This is a genomic window from Pseudomonas sp. (assembly GCF_002796985.1).
Taxonomy (GTDB): domain Bacteria; phylum Pseudomonadota; class Gammaproteobacteria; order Pseudomonadales; family Pseudomonadaceae; genus Pseudomonas.
In genome coordinates, this window is record NZ_PEKX01000018.1 from 158,184 (window position 1) to 173,897 (window position 15,714).

At 65.8% G+C, this 15,714-nt stretch carries 17 protein-coding genes; 10 read left to right on the top strand and 7 right to left on the bottom strand.

All coding sequences use genetic code 11. The annotated features are described in order from the left end of the window. Positions 1 to 196 precede the first annotated feature (196 nt). Positions 197 to 1,036 carry a metal-dependent hydrolase gene (locus CTR55_RS21250; protein ID WP_296289376.1) on the bottom strand — a complete coding sequence of 280 codons (840 nt, stop codon included), beginning with the start codon at positions 1,034 to 1,036 and terminating at the stop codon, positions 197 to 199. A 121-nt stretch (positions 1,037 to 1,157) separates the two neighbouring features. Between CTR55_RS21250 and CTR55_RS21255 the strand changes: the two genes are divergently transcribed. From CTR55_RS21255 to CTR55_RS21265, 3 genes are all read left to right on the top strand, one after another. Then, positions 1,158 to 2,177, top strand: coding sequence for an AraC family transcriptional regulator (locus CTR55_RS21255; RefSeq protein WP_296289091.1), 1,020 nt, complete (start codon positions 1,158 to 1,160; stop codon positions 2,175 to 2,177). Between the two features lie 72 nt (positions 2,178 to 2,249). Beyond that, the gene (locus CTR55_RS21260) at positions 2,250 to 2,891 is read left to right on the top strand and encodes an MBL fold metallo-hydrolase (protein ID WP_296289093.1); all 642 of its coding nucleotides are present in this window, start codon (positions 2,250 to 2,252) and stop codon (positions 2,889 to 2,891) included. An 85-nt stretch (positions 2,892 to 2,976) separates the two neighbouring features. Beyond that, positions 2,977 to 3,690 carry an OmpA family protein gene (locus tag CTR55_RS21265; protein ID WP_296289094.1) on the top strand — a complete coding sequence of 238 codons (714 nt, stop codon included), beginning with the start codon at positions 2,977 to 2,979 and terminating at the stop codon, positions 3,688 to 3,690. A 152-nt stretch (positions 3,691 to 3,842) separates the two neighbouring features. Here CTR55_RS21265 and CTR55_RS21270 read toward each other — a convergent pair whose 3' ends face one another. From CTR55_RS21270 to CTR55_RS21285, 4 genes are all read right to left on the bottom strand, one after another. Then, complete coding sequence (locus tag CTR55_RS21270; protein ID WP_296289096.1) at positions 3,843 to 4,754, bottom strand: acyltransferase; 912 nt, start codon at positions 4,752 to 4,754, stop codon at positions 3,843 to 3,845. 82 nt (positions 4,755 to 4,836) lie between these two features. Then, positions 4,837 to 6,963, bottom strand: coding sequence for a phosphate acetyltransferase (gene pta / locus CTR55_RS21275; protein ID WP_296289097.1), 2,127 nt, complete (start codon positions 6,961 to 6,963; stop codon positions 4,837 to 4,839). 61 nt (positions 6,964 to 7,024) lie between these two features. After that, positions 7,025 to 8,215: an acetate kinase gene (locus tag CTR55_RS21280; RefSeq protein ID WP_296289098.1), complete on the bottom strand. Its 1,191-nt coding sequence runs from the start codon at positions 8,213 to 8,215 to the stop codon at positions 7,025 to 7,027. 2 nt (positions 8,216 to 8,217) lie between these two features. Further along, positions 8,218 to 8,550, bottom strand: a complete 333-nt coding sequence (locus CTR55_RS21285) for a DUF3565 domain-containing protein (RefSeq protein WP_296289100.1) — start codon at positions 8,548 to 8,550, stop codon at positions 8,218 to 8,220. Here CTR55_RS21285 and CTR55_RS21290 point away from each other — a divergent pair. The 3 genes from CTR55_RS21290 (at position 8,519) to CTR55_RS21300 (ending at position 10,560) form a co-directional block, all read left to right on the top strand. Beyond that, positions 8,519 to 9,004 (top strand): peptidylprolyl isomerase, encoded by a 486-nt coding sequence (locus CTR55_RS21290; protein ID WP_017519102.1) that lies wholly within the window; start codon positions 8,519 to 8,521, stop codon positions 9,002 to 9,004. The genes CTR55_RS21285 and CTR55_RS21290 overlap by 32 nt on opposite strands. 217 nt (positions 9,005 to 9,221) lie before the next feature. Continuing rightward, positions 9,222 to 9,707 carry a glutathione peroxidase gene (locus tag CTR55_RS21295; protein WP_296289102.1) on the top strand — a complete coding sequence of 162 codons (486 nt, stop codon included), beginning with the start codon at positions 9,222 to 9,224 and terminating at the stop codon, positions 9,705 to 9,707. 112 nt (positions 9,708 to 9,819) lie between these two features. After that, positions 9,820 to 10,560 carry a nitroreductase family protein gene (locus CTR55_RS21300; protein WP_296289103.1) on the top strand — a complete coding sequence of 247 codons (741 nt, stop codon included), beginning with the start codon at positions 9,820 to 9,822 and terminating at the stop codon, positions 10,558 to 10,560. Here the strand turns inward: CTR55_RS21300 and CTR55_RS21305 are convergent. Together CTR55_RS21305 and CTR55_RS21310 are read right to left on the bottom strand one after the other, a co-directional pair. Then, the gene (locus tag CTR55_RS21305) at positions 10,547 to 10,954 is read right to left on the bottom strand and encodes a tautomerase family protein (RefSeq protein ID WP_296289104.1); all 408 of its coding nucleotides are present in this window, start codon (positions 10,952 to 10,954) and stop codon (positions 10,547 to 10,549) included. The two genes, CTR55_RS21300 and CTR55_RS21305, sit on opposite strands and share 14 nt — an antisense overlap. A 4-nt stretch (positions 10,955 to 10,958) precedes the next feature. Beyond that, complete coding sequence (locus tag CTR55_RS21310; RefSeq protein ID WP_296289105.1) at positions 10,959 to 11,264, bottom strand: carboxymuconolactone decarboxylase family protein; 306 nt, start codon at positions 11,262 to 11,264, stop codon at positions 10,959 to 10,961. Positions 11,265 to 11,371: 107 nt separating this feature from the next. Between CTR55_RS21310 and CTR55_RS21315 the strand changes: the two genes are divergently transcribed. From CTR55_RS21315 to CTR55_RS21330, 4 genes are all read left to right on the top strand, one after another. Beyond that, the gene (locus CTR55_RS21315) at positions 11,372 to 12,262 is read left to right on the top strand and encodes a LysR substrate-binding domain-containing protein (protein ID WP_296289107.1); all 891 of its coding nucleotides are present in this window, start codon (positions 11,372 to 11,374) and stop codon (positions 12,260 to 12,262) included. A 74-nt stretch (positions 12,263 to 12,336) separates the two neighbouring features. Continuing rightward, on the top strand, positions 12,337 to 12,927 hold the full coding sequence (locus tag CTR55_RS21320; protein ID WP_296289109.1) for a TetR/AcrR family transcriptional regulator: 591 nt from the start codon (positions 12,337 to 12,339) through the stop codon (positions 12,925 to 12,927). Positions 12,928 to 12,998: 71 nt separating this feature from the next. Further along, positions 12,999 to 14,111: an NADH:flavin oxidoreductase gene (locus tag CTR55_RS21325; protein WP_296289110.1), complete on the top strand. Its 1,113-nt coding sequence runs from the start codon at positions 12,999 to 13,001 to the stop codon at positions 14,109 to 14,111. A gap of 642 nt (positions 14,112 to 14,753) precedes the next feature. Then, a complete protein-coding gene (locus CTR55_RS21330; protein ID WP_296289112.1) occupies positions 14,754 to 15,713 on the top strand; it encodes a DegV family protein in 960 nt (319 codons plus the stop codon). Position 15,714: the final 1 nt, after the last annotated feature.

The following is a 15,714-nucleotide window of genomic DNA, read 5'->3' on the forward strand; positions in this document are numbered from 1 at the left end:
AGCCCGGCCAATGTGCCGGGCTTTCTCGTTCTGCCGAAACGTTTTTCGTAGGAGCGAGCTTGCTCGCGAAGCTCTTTGCTGGGCCTGAAACCAAGGTGCCCGAGCGGTTCGCGAGCAAGCTCGCTCCTACATGGGGCTTCGCTCGGAAACGAAACCGCCCCGACAGGGCGGGGCGGTGTTCCGAGCAGAGGAGGGGTCAGCCGGCGTGTGCCAGCGGCTGCGCGTCGTACTCCTTGCGCACCTCGTACAGCACATCGAGGTTGTTGTGCTGCCAGGGGTGGAAGTCGGACTTGAAGAAGTCCAGGTACTCGCGCAGCAGCGGGCGGAATACGCCGTGCTTGCCCCAGGTCCACTTGAGACCGTCGCGCCAGACCCGCCAGTTCCACAGCAGGCCGTCCACCTTGAGCATGTGCACCAGCCCACGGAAGGTATCCAGGACGAAGAAGAAGGTCGACATACGCATCGCCCGGCGCAACAGCTTGCGGTTACCGCAGACCTGGTTGTAAACGTCGAAGGCTACGGCCTTGTGCTCGGTCTCCTCCAGCGCGTGCCAGCGCCACAGGCGCTGCATCACCGGGTCGGCGCCTTGCATGGTGCGCGGGTCGGTCAGCAGACCGTTGGCCATGATCGCGGTGATGTGCTCCAGCGCGGCGGTCGCTGCCAGCTGGCGCTTGGCCGGGAATTTCTTCTGGGTGAAGCGGATGCGCGCCTGGGCGCGTTTTTCGATGGCGGTGACATCGTAGCCCTGGTCGCGCAGGCGCTGGCTGTAGGTCAGGTGCTCACGGCTGTGGTGACCTTCCTGGCCGATGAAGCCACGGATCTGCTCCTTGAGCACCGGGTCGCTGATCTGGTCGCGGAACTGCCGCACCGAGTCGATGAAGAAGCGTTCGCCGTCGGGGAAGAGCACCGACATGGCATCGAACAGATGGGACTTGAAGGCGTCTCCGCCGTGCCAGTGACGCGGCAGCGGATCGGGCAGATCAAAGTCCATGTGCCGGGGCTTGATCTCCAGTCCTGCGGGGGTGGTGCTGGCCATGGCGGCTCCATTGTTGTGGTTGTCCATGGTCATTACTCTGGGCTTGTAGGGAAAGCGTCACAAGGTTATTGTCTGCCAACTTTCCGGTCATATCCGGCCAGCGGTCACCATAAGAAAAACGATGAAACAGCCGCTCAACTTCACCGCCGAACTGGTGCCCGTCGCCTATGCGCAGGCGCTCCTCGATCTCGCCGAAGAGCTGGGCGTGCCCCGCACGCGCCTGTTCGAGTTGGCCCGCGTGCGCCCCGAGGTGCTGCAGAGCCCCAATGGCCGCCTGTCCTTCATCGACTTCCATCAGCTCTCCAGCACTGCTCTGCTGCATTGCAACGAGCCGGCCTTCGGCCTGCTGCTGGGGCAGCGGCTGAACGTCTCCACCCACGGCATCCTCGGCTATGCGGTGCTGTCCAGCGCCAACCTCGGACGCGCCATCGCCTTCGCCCTGAAGTATTACCGCGTGCTCGGCCTGGCCTATGACCTGGAAATGGTCGAAGACGATGGCGTGTCCTACCTGCGTGCCAGCGAGTCGATTCCCCTCGGCCCCACCAGTCGCTTCGCCGCCGAAGGCCTGATGACCAGCCTGCACACCATCGCCCGCTTCCTGGTGGGCGAGCCCTTGCAGGGTGTCAGTGTCGGCTTTGCCTACGACGAGCCCGTCTATGCCGAGCGCTATGCCGAGGTGTTTGGCGGCGAGGTGCTATTCGATCAGCCGTTCCACTTCATCGGCCTGCCCAGCGAGTACCTGGCACGGCCCATGGCGCTGGCCAACCCGGCCACGGTGCAGATGTGCGAGCAGCAGTGCGAGGCGCTGCTGGCCACGCTGGACGTGCAGGAAGGCCTGCTGACCCGCATCCGCCGCCTGCTGCTGGCGCGCCCCGGCGAGTTCCCCGACCTGGAGAGCGTGGCCGCCGACCTGCACACCAGCGGCCGCAGCCTACGTCGACATCTTTCGAACCTGGGTACCACCTACCAGGAAGTGCTCGACGACGTGCGCAAGCGTCTGGCCCTGCAATACCTCACCACGACCCACCTGCCGCTCTACGAAATCGCGCTGCTGCTGGGCTTCAACGACCCGTCGAACTTCCGCCGGGCGTTCCGCAAGTGGACCGGCAAGCTGCCCACGGACTACCGTCACGAGGATTGAGCCGACTCGCCAGGGCAGGGCGGAATCGGCGAAAATGTTCGCCGTGTTCTTCCGTAACCGAGCGAGTCTTCGATGAGCGAACAGCCTGCCCTGATCCGCGAAACCTTCCCCGTCGGCCCCTTGCAGTGCAACTGCACCATTATCGGCGACCCGCTGACGAAGAAGGCCATCGTCGTCGATCCGGGCGGCGACCACGAGCTCATCCTGCAGCGCCTCGATGCGTTGGGGCTGAAGGTGGTCAGCATCATCCACACCCACGCGCACCTGGACCACTTCCTCGCTTCCGGGCAGATGAAGGAGAAGACCGGCGCGACCCTGCACCTGCACAAGGACGACCAGTTCCTCTGGGATAACTTGGAGATGCAGTGCCGCATGTTCGGCGTCCCTTATACTCCGGTACCCTCGCCGGACCAGTGGCTGGCCGACGACGAGGAACTGGCCTGCGGCTGCGGCGTGGCGCTGCACACGCCGGGACACACGCCGGGCTCGATGAGCTTCTGGTTCCCCAGGGACAAGCTGCTGATCGCCGGTGACACGCTGTTTCGCCGCAGCATCGGCCGCACCGACTTGTGGGGCGGCGACTACGCCACCATCGAACGTTCGATCCGCGATCGCCTGTACTCGCTGGACGAAGAGGCGACCGTGGTCACGGGCCACGGCCCGGACACCTGCCTGGGTGACGAGATGCGGGAAAATCCCTTCATCCGCGCTTAAGGTTGTTACGGAATTATTTGCACGACCTACGCTCTAACCTGCCGCCCGCTAATGGGTGTTTCGCTATTTCGAGGAGTCATCCGACATGTTCACCGCACGTAGTCTGTCCATGGTTGCGGCTGCCACCGCCTTTGCCCTCATGGCCGGTTGCGCCTCCCAGAACCCCTATGACCCCAACACCCAGGCCCCGCCGGCCGAGGGTGGCATGAGCAAGACCGCCAAGTACGGCGCGCTGGGTGCACTGGCCGGCGCCGTCGCCGGTGCCGCGATCAACCACGACAACCGTGGCAAGGGCGCGATGATCGGCGCCGCCGCCATTGGTGCCGCCGCCGCCGGCTACGGTTACTACGCCGACAAGCAGGAAGCCAAGCTGCGCCAGCAGATGCAGGGCACCGGTGTGCAGGTCGAGCGCCAGGGCGATGACATCAAGCTGATCATGCCGGGTAACATCACCTTCGCCACCGATTCGGCGAACATCGCGCCGTCCTTCTACACCCCGCTGAACAACCTGGCCAACTCCTTCAAGGAGTTCAACCAGAACAGCATCGAGATCGTCGGCTATACCGACAGCACCGGCAGCCGCCAGCACAACATGGACCTGTCCCAGCGCCGTGCGCAGTCGGTGGCGGGTTACCTGACCTCCCAGGGCGTCGACGGCTCCCGCGTGAGCACCCGTGGCATGGGCCCGGACCAGCCGGTTGCCTCCAACGCCGATGCCAACGGCCGCGCGCAGAATCGCCGCGTGGAAGTGAACCTGAAAGCCCTGCCGAACGCGCAGACACAGCAGTACCAGCAGTAAGCAGCGCCCATGAAAAAGCCCGCCGATTGGCGGGCTTTTTCGTTGCTGCACCTCGTGGGGCGCTTGGCTGAAACTGTAGGAGCGAGCTTGCTCGCGAACCGGCGCCGCTCGGTGCCATGCGGTTCGCGAGCAAGCTCGCTCCTACAAAAAGGTCAGGCCTTGGCGGCAGGGAATTCGCGGTGCAACTGGGCCAGCAACTGGTCCTTGCGCTCCCACAGCTGGTTCACCCACAGCTGGAACTCGGCGCGGTAGCCCTCGTCCTGGTCGTAACTCTTGCCGATGAACTGGCGGGGGATTTCTAGCTCCTCGAAGCGCACCACCACCGAACGCAGGCGGCCGGACAGCAGGCACCAGAAGGTCGGGCGGCCATCGGGGTAATGAATGGTGACATTCACCAGGGTGCGCAGCTGCTCGCCCATCGCGTCGAGGACGAAGGCGATGCCGCCTGCCTTGGGCTTGAGCAGATGCGGGAAGGGGGACTGCTGCTCGTCGTGCTTGGCCGGGGTGAAGCGGGTGCCTTCGAGGAAGTTGAAGATGGACACCGGAATGCGGCTGAACTTGGCGCACGCCTTGCGGGTGGTTTCCAGGTCCTTGCCTTTCTTTTCCGGGTGCTTGGCCAGGTACGCCTTGGTGTAGCGCTTCATGAAGGGGAAATCGAGCGCCCACCAGCACAGGCCGATCACCGGGACCCAGATCAGCTCCTGCTTGAGGAAGAAGCGCAGCAGCGGAATGCGGCGGTTGAGCTGGTACTGCAGGACGAGGATGTCTACCCAGCTCTGGTGGTTGCTGGTCACCAGGTAGGAGTGGTCGTAGTGCAGGCCCTGCAGGCCCTCCACGTTCCAGCGGGTCTTGCCCACCAGGTTCATCCAGCCCTTGTTGCAGGTGATCCAGCTTTCGGCGATCACGCTCATGATCTTGCTGAGCGCCAACTGGGCGGCGCTGAACGGCAGCAGTAGCTTGATGATCGACATGCCCAGCAGCGGGATGCACCAGCACAGGGTGCTCACCACCAGGATCAGGGTGGCGAGGATGCCGCGCAGCGTGTGCGGAAGGAAACTCAACATCGAGGAATGGTCCTTGTACGTAGGCGCCCGGTCAGCCGGGCGCGTGATGCGTTCGTGGGCACATCCCTCGTGCCTTGGGTTATCAGCCGTCCTTGCCGCTGTCCGCCTGGATCGCCGTCAGTGCGATGGTGTAGACGATGTCGTCCACCAGCGCGCCGCGCGACAGGTCGTTCACCGGTTTGCGCAGGCCCTGCAGCATCGGCCCGATGCTGACGCAGTCGGCGCTGCGCTGGACCGCCTTGTAGGTGGTGTTCCCGGTGTTCAGATCAGGGAACACGAATACGTTGGCGCGTCCGGCCACCTGGCTTTGCGGGGCCTTCAGGCGACCCACGCTGCCGATGGCGGCGGCATCATACTGCAAGGGGCCGTCAATCAACAGATCGGGGCGTTTTTCCTGCGCGATGCGCGTAGCTTCGCGTACTTTCTCGACATCTGCGCCGGTTCCGGAGTCGCCGGTGGAGTAGCTGATCATCGCCACCCGCGGGGTGATACCGAAGGCCTGCGCGGAGGCGGCACTCTGCAGGGCGATCTCCGCCAGGTCACTGGCCGAAGGATCGGGATTCACCGCGCAGTCGCCGTAGACCACCACCTGGTCGGGCAGCAGCATGAAGAACACCGAGGACACCAGGTTGTAGCCGGGCGCGGTCTTGATCAGTTGCAGGGCGGGGCGGATGGTGTTGGCGGTGGTGTGGATGGCGCCGGAAACCAGGCCGTCCACTTCGTCCAGGGCGAGCATCACGGTGCCCAGCACCACGTTGTCTTCCAGTTGCTGCTCGGCCATCGGCGCGTTCAGGCTCTTGCCCTTGCGCAGTTCGACCATGGGTTCGACGTAGCGGCTGCGCACCAGGTCCGGGTCGACGATCTCCAGGTCTTCGGGCAGCACGATGCCCAGCATCTGCGCCACGGCCTGTACGTCATCGGGCTTGGCCAGCAGCACGCAGCGGGCGATGCCGCGGGCGTGGCAGATGGCGGCGGCCTGCACGGTGCGCGGCTCGCTGCCTTCGGGCAGGACGATGCGCTTGCCGGCGCGGTTGGCGCGCTGGGTCAGCTGGTAGCGGAACACCGGTGGCGACAGGCGCAGCTCGTGGGGCGCGCCGCAGCGGTCCTTGAGCCACTCGAAGTCAATGTGTTCGGCGACGAACTCGGTGACGCGCTCGGCGCGCTCGCGGTCGTCCACCGGGATTTCCTTGTTCATCCGCGACAGGTCGCCGGCGGTGTCGAACGAGCCGGTCTTCACCGTCAGCACCGGCAGGCCGCTCTGCAGCGCACTGCGGCACAGCTCCATGATCCGCGCGTCCGGGGTCAGGCCCGAGCACAGCAGCAGCCCGGCCAGCGGCACGCCGTTCATGGCGGCGAGGCAGGCGGCAAGGATGATGTCGTCGCGGTCGCCCGGCACCACCACCAGCACGCCGGGCTTGAGCAGGTGCACGGTGTTCGGTGCCGAGGGCGCGCAGAGGATGATCTTCTGCACACGGCGTTGTTCGTAGTCGCCGGCGTTGAGCACGCTGGCATTGAGCAGGTCGGCCACGTCGCGGGTGCGCGGGGCATTCATCTCGTCCTGCCAGGGAATGCAGCCGAGCAGGCGCACGTCGCCGTCACGCAGCAGCGGGGAATGTTCCTTCAGGCGTTGGCCGAACAGCCGTGCGGCTTCTTCGGCGTCACGCGGCATGTCCTCGTGCTCGCCGCCACGCACCTTGTTCACGATCAGGCCGGCCAGGTGCGGGTCGCGCGGGCCGCCAAACAGCTGGGCAAGGATCTCGATGCGGTCGGACAGTTCGCTCTCCGTCTCGTTGTCCGGCGCGGAAACCAGGATCACCTCGGCGTCCACGCTGCGCGCCAGGTGCGCGTTGATGCGCGCGGCATAGCTGGCGTGCTTGGTCGGCACCATGCCCTCGACGATCATCACGTCCTTGTCCACGGCCACGCTGTTGTACATGCCGACGATATCTTCGAGCAGCTCGTCGAGCAGGCCGTCGCCGAGCATGCGCTCGACCTTGGACAGTGACAGCGGGGTGGGCGCGTTGAGGCCGTGGGTGCGCGCGACCAGCTCGCTGGAGCGCTCCGGGCCATCGTCGCCGGCGTGGGGCTGGGCGATGGGCTTGAAGAAGCCGACTTTCAGGCCGGCGCGTTGCAGGGCGCGGATCAGGCCCAGGCTGGTGGACGTCAGGCCGACACCGAATCCGGTCGGTGCGAGGAAGAAGGTGTGCATCCGGGCTCCTTAAGCCGTGCGGGAGTGGTCTGCGCCCTTGTGGGGCGCAACCGTTGAATCTTCAGTCGAGGACCGCCAGGGTGTCGAGTGCGATCTGCTTCTCCTCGTTGGTGGGGATCACCAGCACGCGGGGGTGGCCGGGCAGGTGGATCGGGCCGCCGACACCGCGCACGCAGCGGGCGTTGGCTTCGCCATCGAGTTCGAGGTTGAGCACATGCAGGTGCTTCACCGTGAGGTTGCGTACCAGCGCGGAGTTCTCGCCGATGCCGCCGGTGAAGATGATGCCGTCCAGGCGCGGCAGCGCACAGGTCAGCGAGGCCAGCGATTTGGCCAATCGGTAACAGAATACTTCGATGGCCAGCGCCGCATTGGCGTGGCCCTGCTCGCGGGCGTGCTCCAGGGTGCGCATGTCGTTGGACAACCCCGACAGGCCGAGCAGGCCGCTGTCGTGGTTGAGCATGTGGTCGATCTTTTCCAGGCTCCAGCCCAGGGTGCGCGCCAGGTGGCTGTGCAGGTTCGGATCGACGTCGCCGCTGCGGGTGCCCATCATCAGGCCCTCCAGCGGGGTCAGACCCATGCTGGTGTCGCGACTCTGGCCGTTGGCGATGGCGCAGGTGGAGCTGCCGTTGCCCAGGTGCGCGGACAGCCAGTAGCTGTCGCCCACCGCCAGCCCGCTCATTTCGGCGGCCTGGTGGCTGACATAGCGGTGGCTGGTGCCGTGGAAGCCGTAGCGGCGTACGTGCTGCTCGCGGTACAGCGGCTCGGGGATGGCGTAGCGGAAGGCGCGCTCGGGCAGGCTCTGGTGGAAGGCGGTGTCGAACACGGCGATGTGCGGCAGGTCCGGGTACAGCGCCATGGCGGCGTCGATACCCACCAGGTTGGCCGGGTTGTGCAGCGGCGCCAGGGGCGAGGTTTCGCGAATCGCGCTGAGCACTTCATCGGTCAGGCGCGAGGCCTGGGTGAAGCGCTCGCCGCCGTGCACCACGCGGTGGCCGATGGCGTGCAGCTCACCCTGCGCGGCCTGGGCCACCAGCGGCAGCAGGCGGGCGAGGGCGGCCTTGTGGTCGCCGCCGGGCAGCTCCAGGGTCTGCGGCTGGGCGTCGGTTTCGCCCTGCCAGCGCAGGCTGGCGCCATTCGAACCGAGGCGTTCGGCCAGGCCGTGGAGGATGAAATCGTCGCGCCCCTCTCGAACCAGAGCGAACTTGATCGACGAACTACCGCAGTTGATCACCAGGATATTGCGAGCCGGCATGCCTACTCCTTGTTGCTGTCGGTTTGCTTGGCGCACCAGCCGCAGGGGAACTCGCGGCCGATCTGCGCCTTGCGCTGCTGCGGGTCCAGCACCCAGGGCCGCGACTGCCAGGGCGGCTGGTGGCGCAGGTGCTGGGTATGGCCGCAGGACAAGACTGCCACCCAGTGGCCGTCTTCGTCCTGATGAAAGTCAAGCAGGCGCGGCGGGCCCGTGTGATCCCGTCCGTCCGTCTTCGGGTCGCATTCAGGGGCGTCGCCGCGTAAACTGACGCGCTCAACTTCTATATCGGATAGGTTTCGAACCATGCAGATCGCGGCCAACAAGGCGGTTTCCATCGACTATACCCTGACCAACGACGCGGGTGAGGTCATCGACAGCTCCGCCGGCGGCGCTCCGCTGGTCTACCTGCACGGTGCCCACAACATCATCGGCGGCCTGGAAAAGGCCCTGGAAGGCAAGCAGGTCGGTGACGAGCTGGACGTGACCGTCGAGCCGGCCGATGCCTACGGCGAGTACAGCGCCGAGCTGGTCGCCACCCTGACCCGCGAAATGTTCGAAGGCGTGGACGAGCTGGAAGTCGGCATGCAGTTCCATGCTTCCGCTCCGGACGGCGGCATGCAGATCGTCACCATTCGCGACATCGAAGGCGATGACGTGATCGTCGACGGCAACCACCCGCTGGCCGGTCAGCGCCTGAACTTCAAGGTGAAAGTGGTCGACATCCGCGACGCTTCCGCCGAAGAAGTCGCCCATGGCCACGTCCATGGCGAAGGTGGTCACCACCACTGATAGCGGTTACCCGGTCGGCCACCGACCGGGTGAAGCCATCATTGAGCTGCTACGCTCAAACGGGAAAGGCGCCTTCGGGCGCCTTTCTCATGCGGTCTGATTCACTGCAACAAGGCCAGGGCATTTTTCCCGCATCGACTGGGATTGCGCGGCATCACGGACGAATTGTCCGCTGCCCGCGCGGGCACTTCGTGCCTACTTCTTCAAGGAGCAAGCAATGAGCGCTTTTCACGATCTGACGCTGCAGGGTCTCGACGGCCAGGATTTGCCGCTGGCCCCGCTCAAGGGCAAGGTCGTGCTGGTGGTCAACGTCGCCTCGAAATGCGGCCTGACTCCGCAGTACGCGGCTCTGGAACATCTCTACCAGCAATACAAGGATCAAGGGTTCGTGGTACTGGGCCTGCCGTGCAACCAGTTTGCCGGGCAGGAGCCTGGCAGCGAAGCCGAGATCCAGTCGTTCTGCTCACTGAACTACGGGGTCAGCTTCCCCATGTCGGGCAAGCTGGAAGTCAACGGCTCCGAACGTCATCCGCTGTACCGCCTGTTGGCGGGCGAGGGCGCCGAGTTCCCCGGCGACATCACCTGGAACTTCGAGAAGTTCCTCCTCGGCCCGGATGGCCGCGTGCTGGCTCGCTTCAGCCCGCGCACCACGCCGGATGATCCGGCGCTGGTCCAGGCGATCGAAAAGGCGCTCGGCGCCTGATCCTCACCGGCGGGAGAGGGCGCATGCGCCAATCCCGCCGGCATTTCTCCCCTTCGTCTTGTTCCGCGCACCGCGTGACGGCTTAATCGGGCGACCTGTTCCGGAGCCTGCCATGAGCCGTTTCGCCGCCGAGTCCGCCTGCCTGCCCGCCACGCCCGATGCCTTGCGCGCCCTGATCGAACAGCGCCGCGCGGTGCGTCGTTTCCTCGATGAACCGGTGCCGGACGCTGTGCTGCGCGACTGCCTGGAGCAGGCCGTGCTGGCACCCAATGCCTGCAACCTGCAGCCGTGGAGCTTCCAGGTGATCTGCGATGCCGAGTTGCGTCGCCGACTGGCGCCGGTGTGCCTGGGGCAGAACGCGGCGCGCACCGCGCCGGTGCTGATCGCCGTGCTGGCGCGGCCGGATACCTGGCGCGAGTCCTGCGCGGCGGTCCTCGATCAGTGGCCCGAGCCGCAAGTGCCGGAGAAGGTGCGCGACTTCTACCAGCGCACCGCCCTGCTCCAGTACAACCAGGGGGCGTTCGGCCTGCGTGGGCTGTTCAAGCGTGCCCTCTATGCAGTTGTCGGCCGCCGTCGTGCGCTGATGCGCCAGCCCAACAGCCATGCCGAAATGCGCCTGTGGGCGGTGAAGTCAACCGCGCTGGCGGCGCAGAACCTGATGCTCGCCCTGCAGAGCCACGGCTACGCCACTTGCCCCATGGAAGGCTTCGACGAGGTGCGATTGCGCAGGGTGCTGCAGATCCCCCGCCGCGCGGTGCCGATCATGCTGCTGGCGGTGGGGCGGGCTGCCGACAACGGCGTCTACAACTCGCGCCTGCGTTTCCCGCTGGAGCAGCGGGTCAGCTGGCACTGAGCGCATCGGGCCGCGTCAGCACGCCCATGCGCCCGCCGCCGAAGGACCAGTCGTCCGCCTCGCTGGTGGTGATCTGCACCATCACATCCTCACTGGCTAGTCCCAGGCGCTCGCCCAGCAGAGCGTTCAGCCGGCGGTAGAACGCCTGCCTGGTCTGCGAGTCCCGCGGGCGGCCGATGGTGATGGCGATCAGCACGAAGTCGTCGCTGCGCGGGCCGCCCAGGTAGTGGCGGTTGAAGACGAATTCTTCCGCCTCATGCTGATGGATCATCACGAACTGATCGCCCTCCGGCACGTTGAAGGCCTCGTGCATGGCGTCGTACACGGTGTCGGCGAGTTCGCGCAGATACTCGGGTTGCTTGCCCTTGCGCAGGGAGATGCGGACGGTAGGCATGGCGTCATTCCTCTTCGAGACAGTGGAGAGCGGAGGCGGCCGTCGGCCAGCCGCCATAGAAAGCCAGATGGGTGATCAGTTCGACCAGCTCCTCGCGGGTCAGGCCGTTGTCGCGGGCCAACTGAAGATGAAACGGCAGCTGCTCCAGGCGCCCGAGCACCACCAGTGATGCGACCGTCGCCAGGCTACGCTCGCGCGGACTCAGTTGCGGGCGCTGCCAGATATCGCCGAACAGAACCTGCTCGGTGATCTGTGCCAACTTTGGCGCCTGGCTTCGCAAGGTTGGGGTGACTTGCGGTGGAGTGGGCATGCTGCCGGTCCTCTTCTGTGGCTTGACGAGCTCAGGCTAGCCCGGCAAGTTAATTCGGAAAATCGGGAAATATTTGACCGATAGTTCGATTAATCAGGATTGTCGCCATGGCTCGTATCAACTTCGACCTGGACGTGCTGCGCACCTTCGTCACCGGCATCGAACTGGGCAGCTTCGCCCGCGCGGCGGATCGCCTGGGTCGCTCCACCTCCGCCGTCAGTGCGCAGTTGAAGAAGCTGGAGGAGCAGGCCGGCACGCCGGTATTGCGCCGCGAAGGGCGCGGCATGGCGCTGACCGAGGCGGGCGAGACGCTGCTGGCTTACGCGCGCCGGCTGTTGGAATTGAATGACGAAGCGGCGGGCGCCTTGCGCGGCGGCTCGCTGGAAGGCCGGGTGCGCCTCGGCCTGCAGGAAGACTTCGGCGAAACCCTGCTGCCTGCTGTGCTGGCGCGCTTTGCCCGCGCGCACCCCAAGGTGCGCATCGAAGTTCGCACGGCGCGCAATCAGCCGCTCATCGAAGGGGTGCGCAATGGCGAGCTGGACCTGGCGCTGGCCTGGGAAACCGGTGAGCGCACGCCGCACATGGAGCGCATCGGCGCGGTGGCGCAATGCTGGATCGGCGCGCCGGACGCACGCCCGTTTCCTGGCGCGGAGCCATTGCCGCTGGTGATGCTGGAGGCGCCGTGCCTGCTACGCAGCGCGGCGACCGAGGCGCTGGATCGGGCCGGTATCGCCTGGCGCGTGGCGTTCACCAGCGCCGGGTTGTCCGGCATCTGGGCGGCGGTCGGCGCGGGGCTGGGCGTCGGCCTGCGCACGCCGATCGGCCTGCCGGCCAGCGTCGAACGGCTGGACGCCGAGCGCGCCGGGCTGCCAGCGATGGCGCCGCTGGGCCTGTGCCTGCACCGCAGCGAGGCCGAGCCGGAAGCGCTGGTGGAACGCCTGCGCGAACTGCTGCAGGAAGGCGTGGCGGAGCTGCTGGAGAACCCGGCGATTCGCTGAGCCACTTCTGAGGGAAAATCACTGCGATCAATGGTGCTGGCAAGAGCGAGACGACCGGTCATATTCTTGCGCCCATGAACAGCATTCGACTCGACAAACGCGACCTGATCCTCGCCAAGGGCTCCCTGGCGATGACCCGCAGCGGCTACCACGGCACCGGCGTGCAGGACATCGTCCAGGCCGCCGGCATCCCCAAGGGCTCCTTCTATCACTACTTCGAGAGCAAGGAAGACTTCGCCCTGCAGGCGCTGGAGCACCTCTATGCCCCGCGCCTGGCCCGTTACGCCGAGGCGCTGGGCAACCCGGCGCTGGGCCCGCGTGCGCGCATCCTCACCTACTACCGCGAACTGCTGGCGCACTTTGCCCGCCAGGAGAAGCTCGAATACCACTGCTTCATCGGCAGCCTGAGCTTCGAGATGGCCGAGCTGTCGCCGCCTATCGCCGAGCGGGTGGACGGCATCCTCCAGCAGTCCATCGACACCCTGCGCGACTGCCTGGCCGATGCCCAGCGTGTCGGTGAGTTGCCGGCGGCGGAGAATGTCGAATCCCTCGCCGAGTTCATCGGCAACGCCTGGCAGGGCGTGCTGGCGCGGATGAAAGTCAGCGCCTCGCTCAAGCCCGTGGAACGCTTTATCGAACGCCTGGAGCACCTGCTTCAGGCCTGATCTGCCTGAGTCATCCCCAACCTTCATAGAAAAGCGAGACGACCGGTCGCCTGGTCGTCCTGGAGACTTCAATGACCGCATCCGTAGACACCCTGTTCTCGCCCTTCCGCCTGGGCGGCCTGGAACTGCCCACGCGCATCGTGATGGCGCCGATGACCCGCAACTTCACGCCGGGCGGCGTGCCCCACGCCCAGGTGGTCGAGTACTACCGTCGCCGCGCTGCTGCCGGCGTCGGCCTGATCGTCACCGAAGGCACCACGGTCAACCACAAGGCCGCCAACGGCTACCCGAACGTACCGCGCTTCTACGGTGAAGACGCCCTGGCGGGCTGGAAGCAGGTTGTCGACGCCGTGCACGCCGAAGGCGGCAAGATCGTCCCGCAGCTGTGGCACGTCGGCGCCGTGCGCCGCCTGGGCACCGAGCCGGACGCCAGCGTTCCGGGCTATGGCCCCAGCGGCAAGGAAAAGGACGGCACCGTGCTGGTCCATGAGATGACCAGGGAAGACATCCAGGAAGTCATCGCCGCCTTCGCCCAGGCCGCCGTCGACGCCAAGTCCATCGGCATGGACGGCGTGGAAATCCACGGTGCCCACGGCTACCTGATCGACCAGTTCTTCTGGGACGGCAGCAACAAGCGTACCGACGAATACGGCGGCAGCCTGGCCAACCGTTCGCGCTTCGCCATCGAGCTGATCCAGGCCGTGCGTGCGGCCGTGGGCCCCGACTACCCGATCATCTTCCGCTTCTCCCAGTGGAAGCAGCAGGACTACAGCGCCCGCCTGGTGCAGACCCCTGAAGAACTGGAAGCCTTCCTCAAGCCGCTGTCGGATGCCGGTGTGGATATCTTCCACTGCTCGACCCGCCGCTTCTGGATTGCGGAATTCGAGGGCTCCGACCTCAACCTGGCAGGCTGGACCCGCCAGCTCACCGGCAAGCCGACCATCACCGTCGGTAACGTCGGCCTGGATGGCAGCGAGTTCCTGGCCTTCTTCGGCAACACCGAGGAAGTCGCCCAACCGTCGGGCATCGACGGGCTGCTGGAGCGCCTGAACAAGGAAGAGTTCGACCTGGTGGCCGTCGGCCGCGCCCTGCTGGTCGACCCGGACTGGGCGCTGAAAGTGCGTGACGGTCGCCTGGCCGACATCAAACCGTTCAGCCGGGATGCGCTGATGTCGCTGGCCTGATTCGCCAGCGGATGTGAAAAGCCCCTGGCGCCATCGGTGCCAGGGGCTTTTTTGCTCTTCGTAGGAGCGAGCTTGCTCGCGAACCCGCACAGCTCTGCGCGGCCCCTGTTCGCGAGCAAGCTCGCTCCTACAGGTCAACGCCTGCGCGGGGCCAGCTCTTGTATGGCGTTAGGGTAGGAACCTGTCGGGGGTGGAGGGACAAGCTTCGCTTCTGCCCGTCAGACCGTAGGAGACTTCCCCCACCCACGCGCTATCCGCCCGCACCGGGCTGATCACTTGGGTAGGGCGCATAACGCGCCAGCGTTATCCGCCATTCCCCTACCGGCGGATAACCTGTTCCAGGTTATGCGCCCTACGTTTTCCCACAGGTGAGTCCGACGCCCGCCGGCTCTTTGTAGGAGCGAGCTTGCTCACGAACCGGCCCCGCTGCGGACGATGCTCGCGAGCAAGCTCGCTCCTGCAAATGGCGTTCCGTTTATGGCGGAGTATTGATCACCTGAATGGTCTGAAAGCACCGTCCTAGGCGTTTACAAATCTTTTCCGAGACCCACCTTTCCGTATGCTGACTTCCCAGTCCGAAACGGGCAAAGTATGAACGCGTTCACACAACAATAGGCCGGGATACGGCCGTAGGAGTAAGACATGCGGATCGGCTTGGTGGTCGATGCAACCTGTGACCTTCCCCCGGAATTCCTTGCTGCCAACAACATTCGCGTGCTGCCCATCGGTATCCGCGTGGGCGAGCGCCGCATCGTCGATGATCGCAATCCCGACACTACCCTCAAGTTCTATTCCCAGGACCTGCCCAAGGTCGGCCCCGAGGACGGCAGCGAACCGCTGACGCCGGCGCAGACCCATGACTGGTTCCTGGAGCAGTTGGTCACCGATTTCGACTATGTGATCTGCCTGACCGTGACCAGCCAGCGCAGCCCGATCTTCGAGCATGCCACCCAGGCTTCCTTCAGCCTGTTGCAGAGCTACAAGGAGCGCCGCACCGCCGCCGGCATCGCCGGGCCGTTCGCGCTGCGGGTGATCGATAGCCAGACGGTATTCGCCGGCCTCGCCGTGCTGGCCGCCGAAGGCGTGCGTTTGCTCGCGGAAGACCAGCATCCCAACGCCGTGCGTACCCGCCTGGAGCAGCTCAGCCAGCAGATGAACACCTTCCTGGTCGCCAGCGACCTGGGGCACATCCGCCGCCGAGGCTTCCAGAAGGGCGACCGCAGCAGCATCGGCGACCGCCTGCGCGGTGCTTTCCTCGGCCTGGGCTCGATGCTCGACATGAAGCCGGTGCTGAGCCTGGTGCAAGGCGAGGACAAGCCGGTTTCGGTGTCGCCGAACTACGAGAAATCCGCCGAACGCTTGCTCAACTTCGCCCGTGCGCGGGTCGAGTCGGGCGAGTTGCTGGCGCCACAGATGTGCCTGAGTTATGCCGGCGATCCTTCCGCCCTGCGTGACCTGCCCGGTTTTGCCGCCCTGGAAGCGGCCTGCCAGGCCAAGGGTGTGGCGGTGCACCTGGCGATGCTCAGCCCCACTGGCGGTATCAACCTCGGGGCGGGCGCCATGAGCCTGTCCTTTGCGGCCGAGCCCAAGCCCTTCGCCTGAC

Excerpts from the sequence above, each read along its gene's own strand:
- CTR55_RS21250 (WP_296289376.1), bottom strand. The coding sequence starts at position 1,036 with ATGGCCAGCACCACCCCCGCAGGACTGGAGATCAAGCCCCGGCACATG.
- CTR55_RS21255 (WP_296289091.1), top strand. The coding sequence starts at position 1,158 with ATGAAACAGCCGCTCAACTTCACCGCCGAACTGGTGCCCGTCGCCTAT.
- CTR55_RS21260 (WP_296289093.1), top strand. The coding sequence starts at position 2,250 with ATGAGCGAACAGCCTGCCCTGATCCGCGAAACCTTCCCCGTCGGCCCC.
- CTR55_RS21265 (WP_296289094.1), top strand. The coding sequence starts at position 2,977 with ATGTTCACCGCACGTAGTCTGTCCATGGTTGCGGCTGCCACCGCCTTT.
- CTR55_RS21270 (WP_296289096.1), bottom strand. The coding sequence starts at position 4,754 with ATGTTGAGTTTCCTTCCGCACACGCTGCGCGGCATCCTCGCCACCCTG.
- pta (WP_296289097.1), bottom strand. The coding sequence starts at position 6,963 with ATGCACACCTTCTTCCTCGCACCGACCGGATTCGGTGTCGGCCTGACG.
- CTR55_RS21280 (WP_296289098.1), bottom strand. The coding sequence starts at position 8,215 with ATGCCGGCTCGCAATATCCTGGTGATCAACTGCGGTAGTTCGTCGATC.
- CTR55_RS21290 (WP_017519102.1), top strand. The coding sequence starts at position 8,519 with ATGCAGATCGCGGCCAACAAGGCGGTTTCCATCGACTATACCCTGACC.
- CTR55_RS21285 (WP_296289100.1), bottom strand. The coding sequence starts at position 8,550 with ATGGAAACCGCCTTGTTGGCCGCGATCTGCATGGTTCGAAACCTATCC.
- CTR55_RS21295 (WP_296289102.1), top strand. The coding sequence starts at position 9,222 with ATGAGCGCTTTTCACGATCTGACGCTGCAGGGTCTCGACGGCCAGGAT.
- CTR55_RS21300 (WP_296289103.1), top strand. The coding sequence starts at position 9,820 with ATGAGCCGTTTCGCCGCCGAGTCCGCCTGCCTGCCCGCCACGCCCGAT.
- CTR55_RS21305 (WP_296289104.1), bottom strand. The coding sequence starts at position 10,954 with ATGCCTACCGTCCGCATCTCCCTGCGCAAGGGCAAGCAACCCGAGTAT.
- CTR55_RS21310 (WP_296289105.1), bottom strand. The coding sequence starts at position 11,264 with ATGCCCACTCCACCGCAAGTCACCCCAACCTTGCGAAGCCAGGCGCCA.
- CTR55_RS21315 (WP_296289107.1), top strand. The coding sequence starts at position 11,372 with ATGGCTCGTATCAACTTCGACCTGGACGTGCTGCGCACCTTCGTCACC.
- CTR55_RS21320 (WP_296289109.1), top strand. The coding sequence starts at position 12,337 with ATGAACAGCATTCGACTCGACAAACGCGACCTGATCCTCGCCAAGGGC.
- CTR55_RS21325 (WP_296289110.1), top strand. The coding sequence starts at position 12,999 with ATGACCGCATCCGTAGACACCCTGTTCTCGCCCTTCCGCCTGGGCGGC.
- CTR55_RS21330 (WP_296289112.1), top strand. The coding sequence starts at position 14,754 with ATGCGGATCGGCTTGGTGGTCGATGCAACCTGTGACCTTCCCCCGGAA.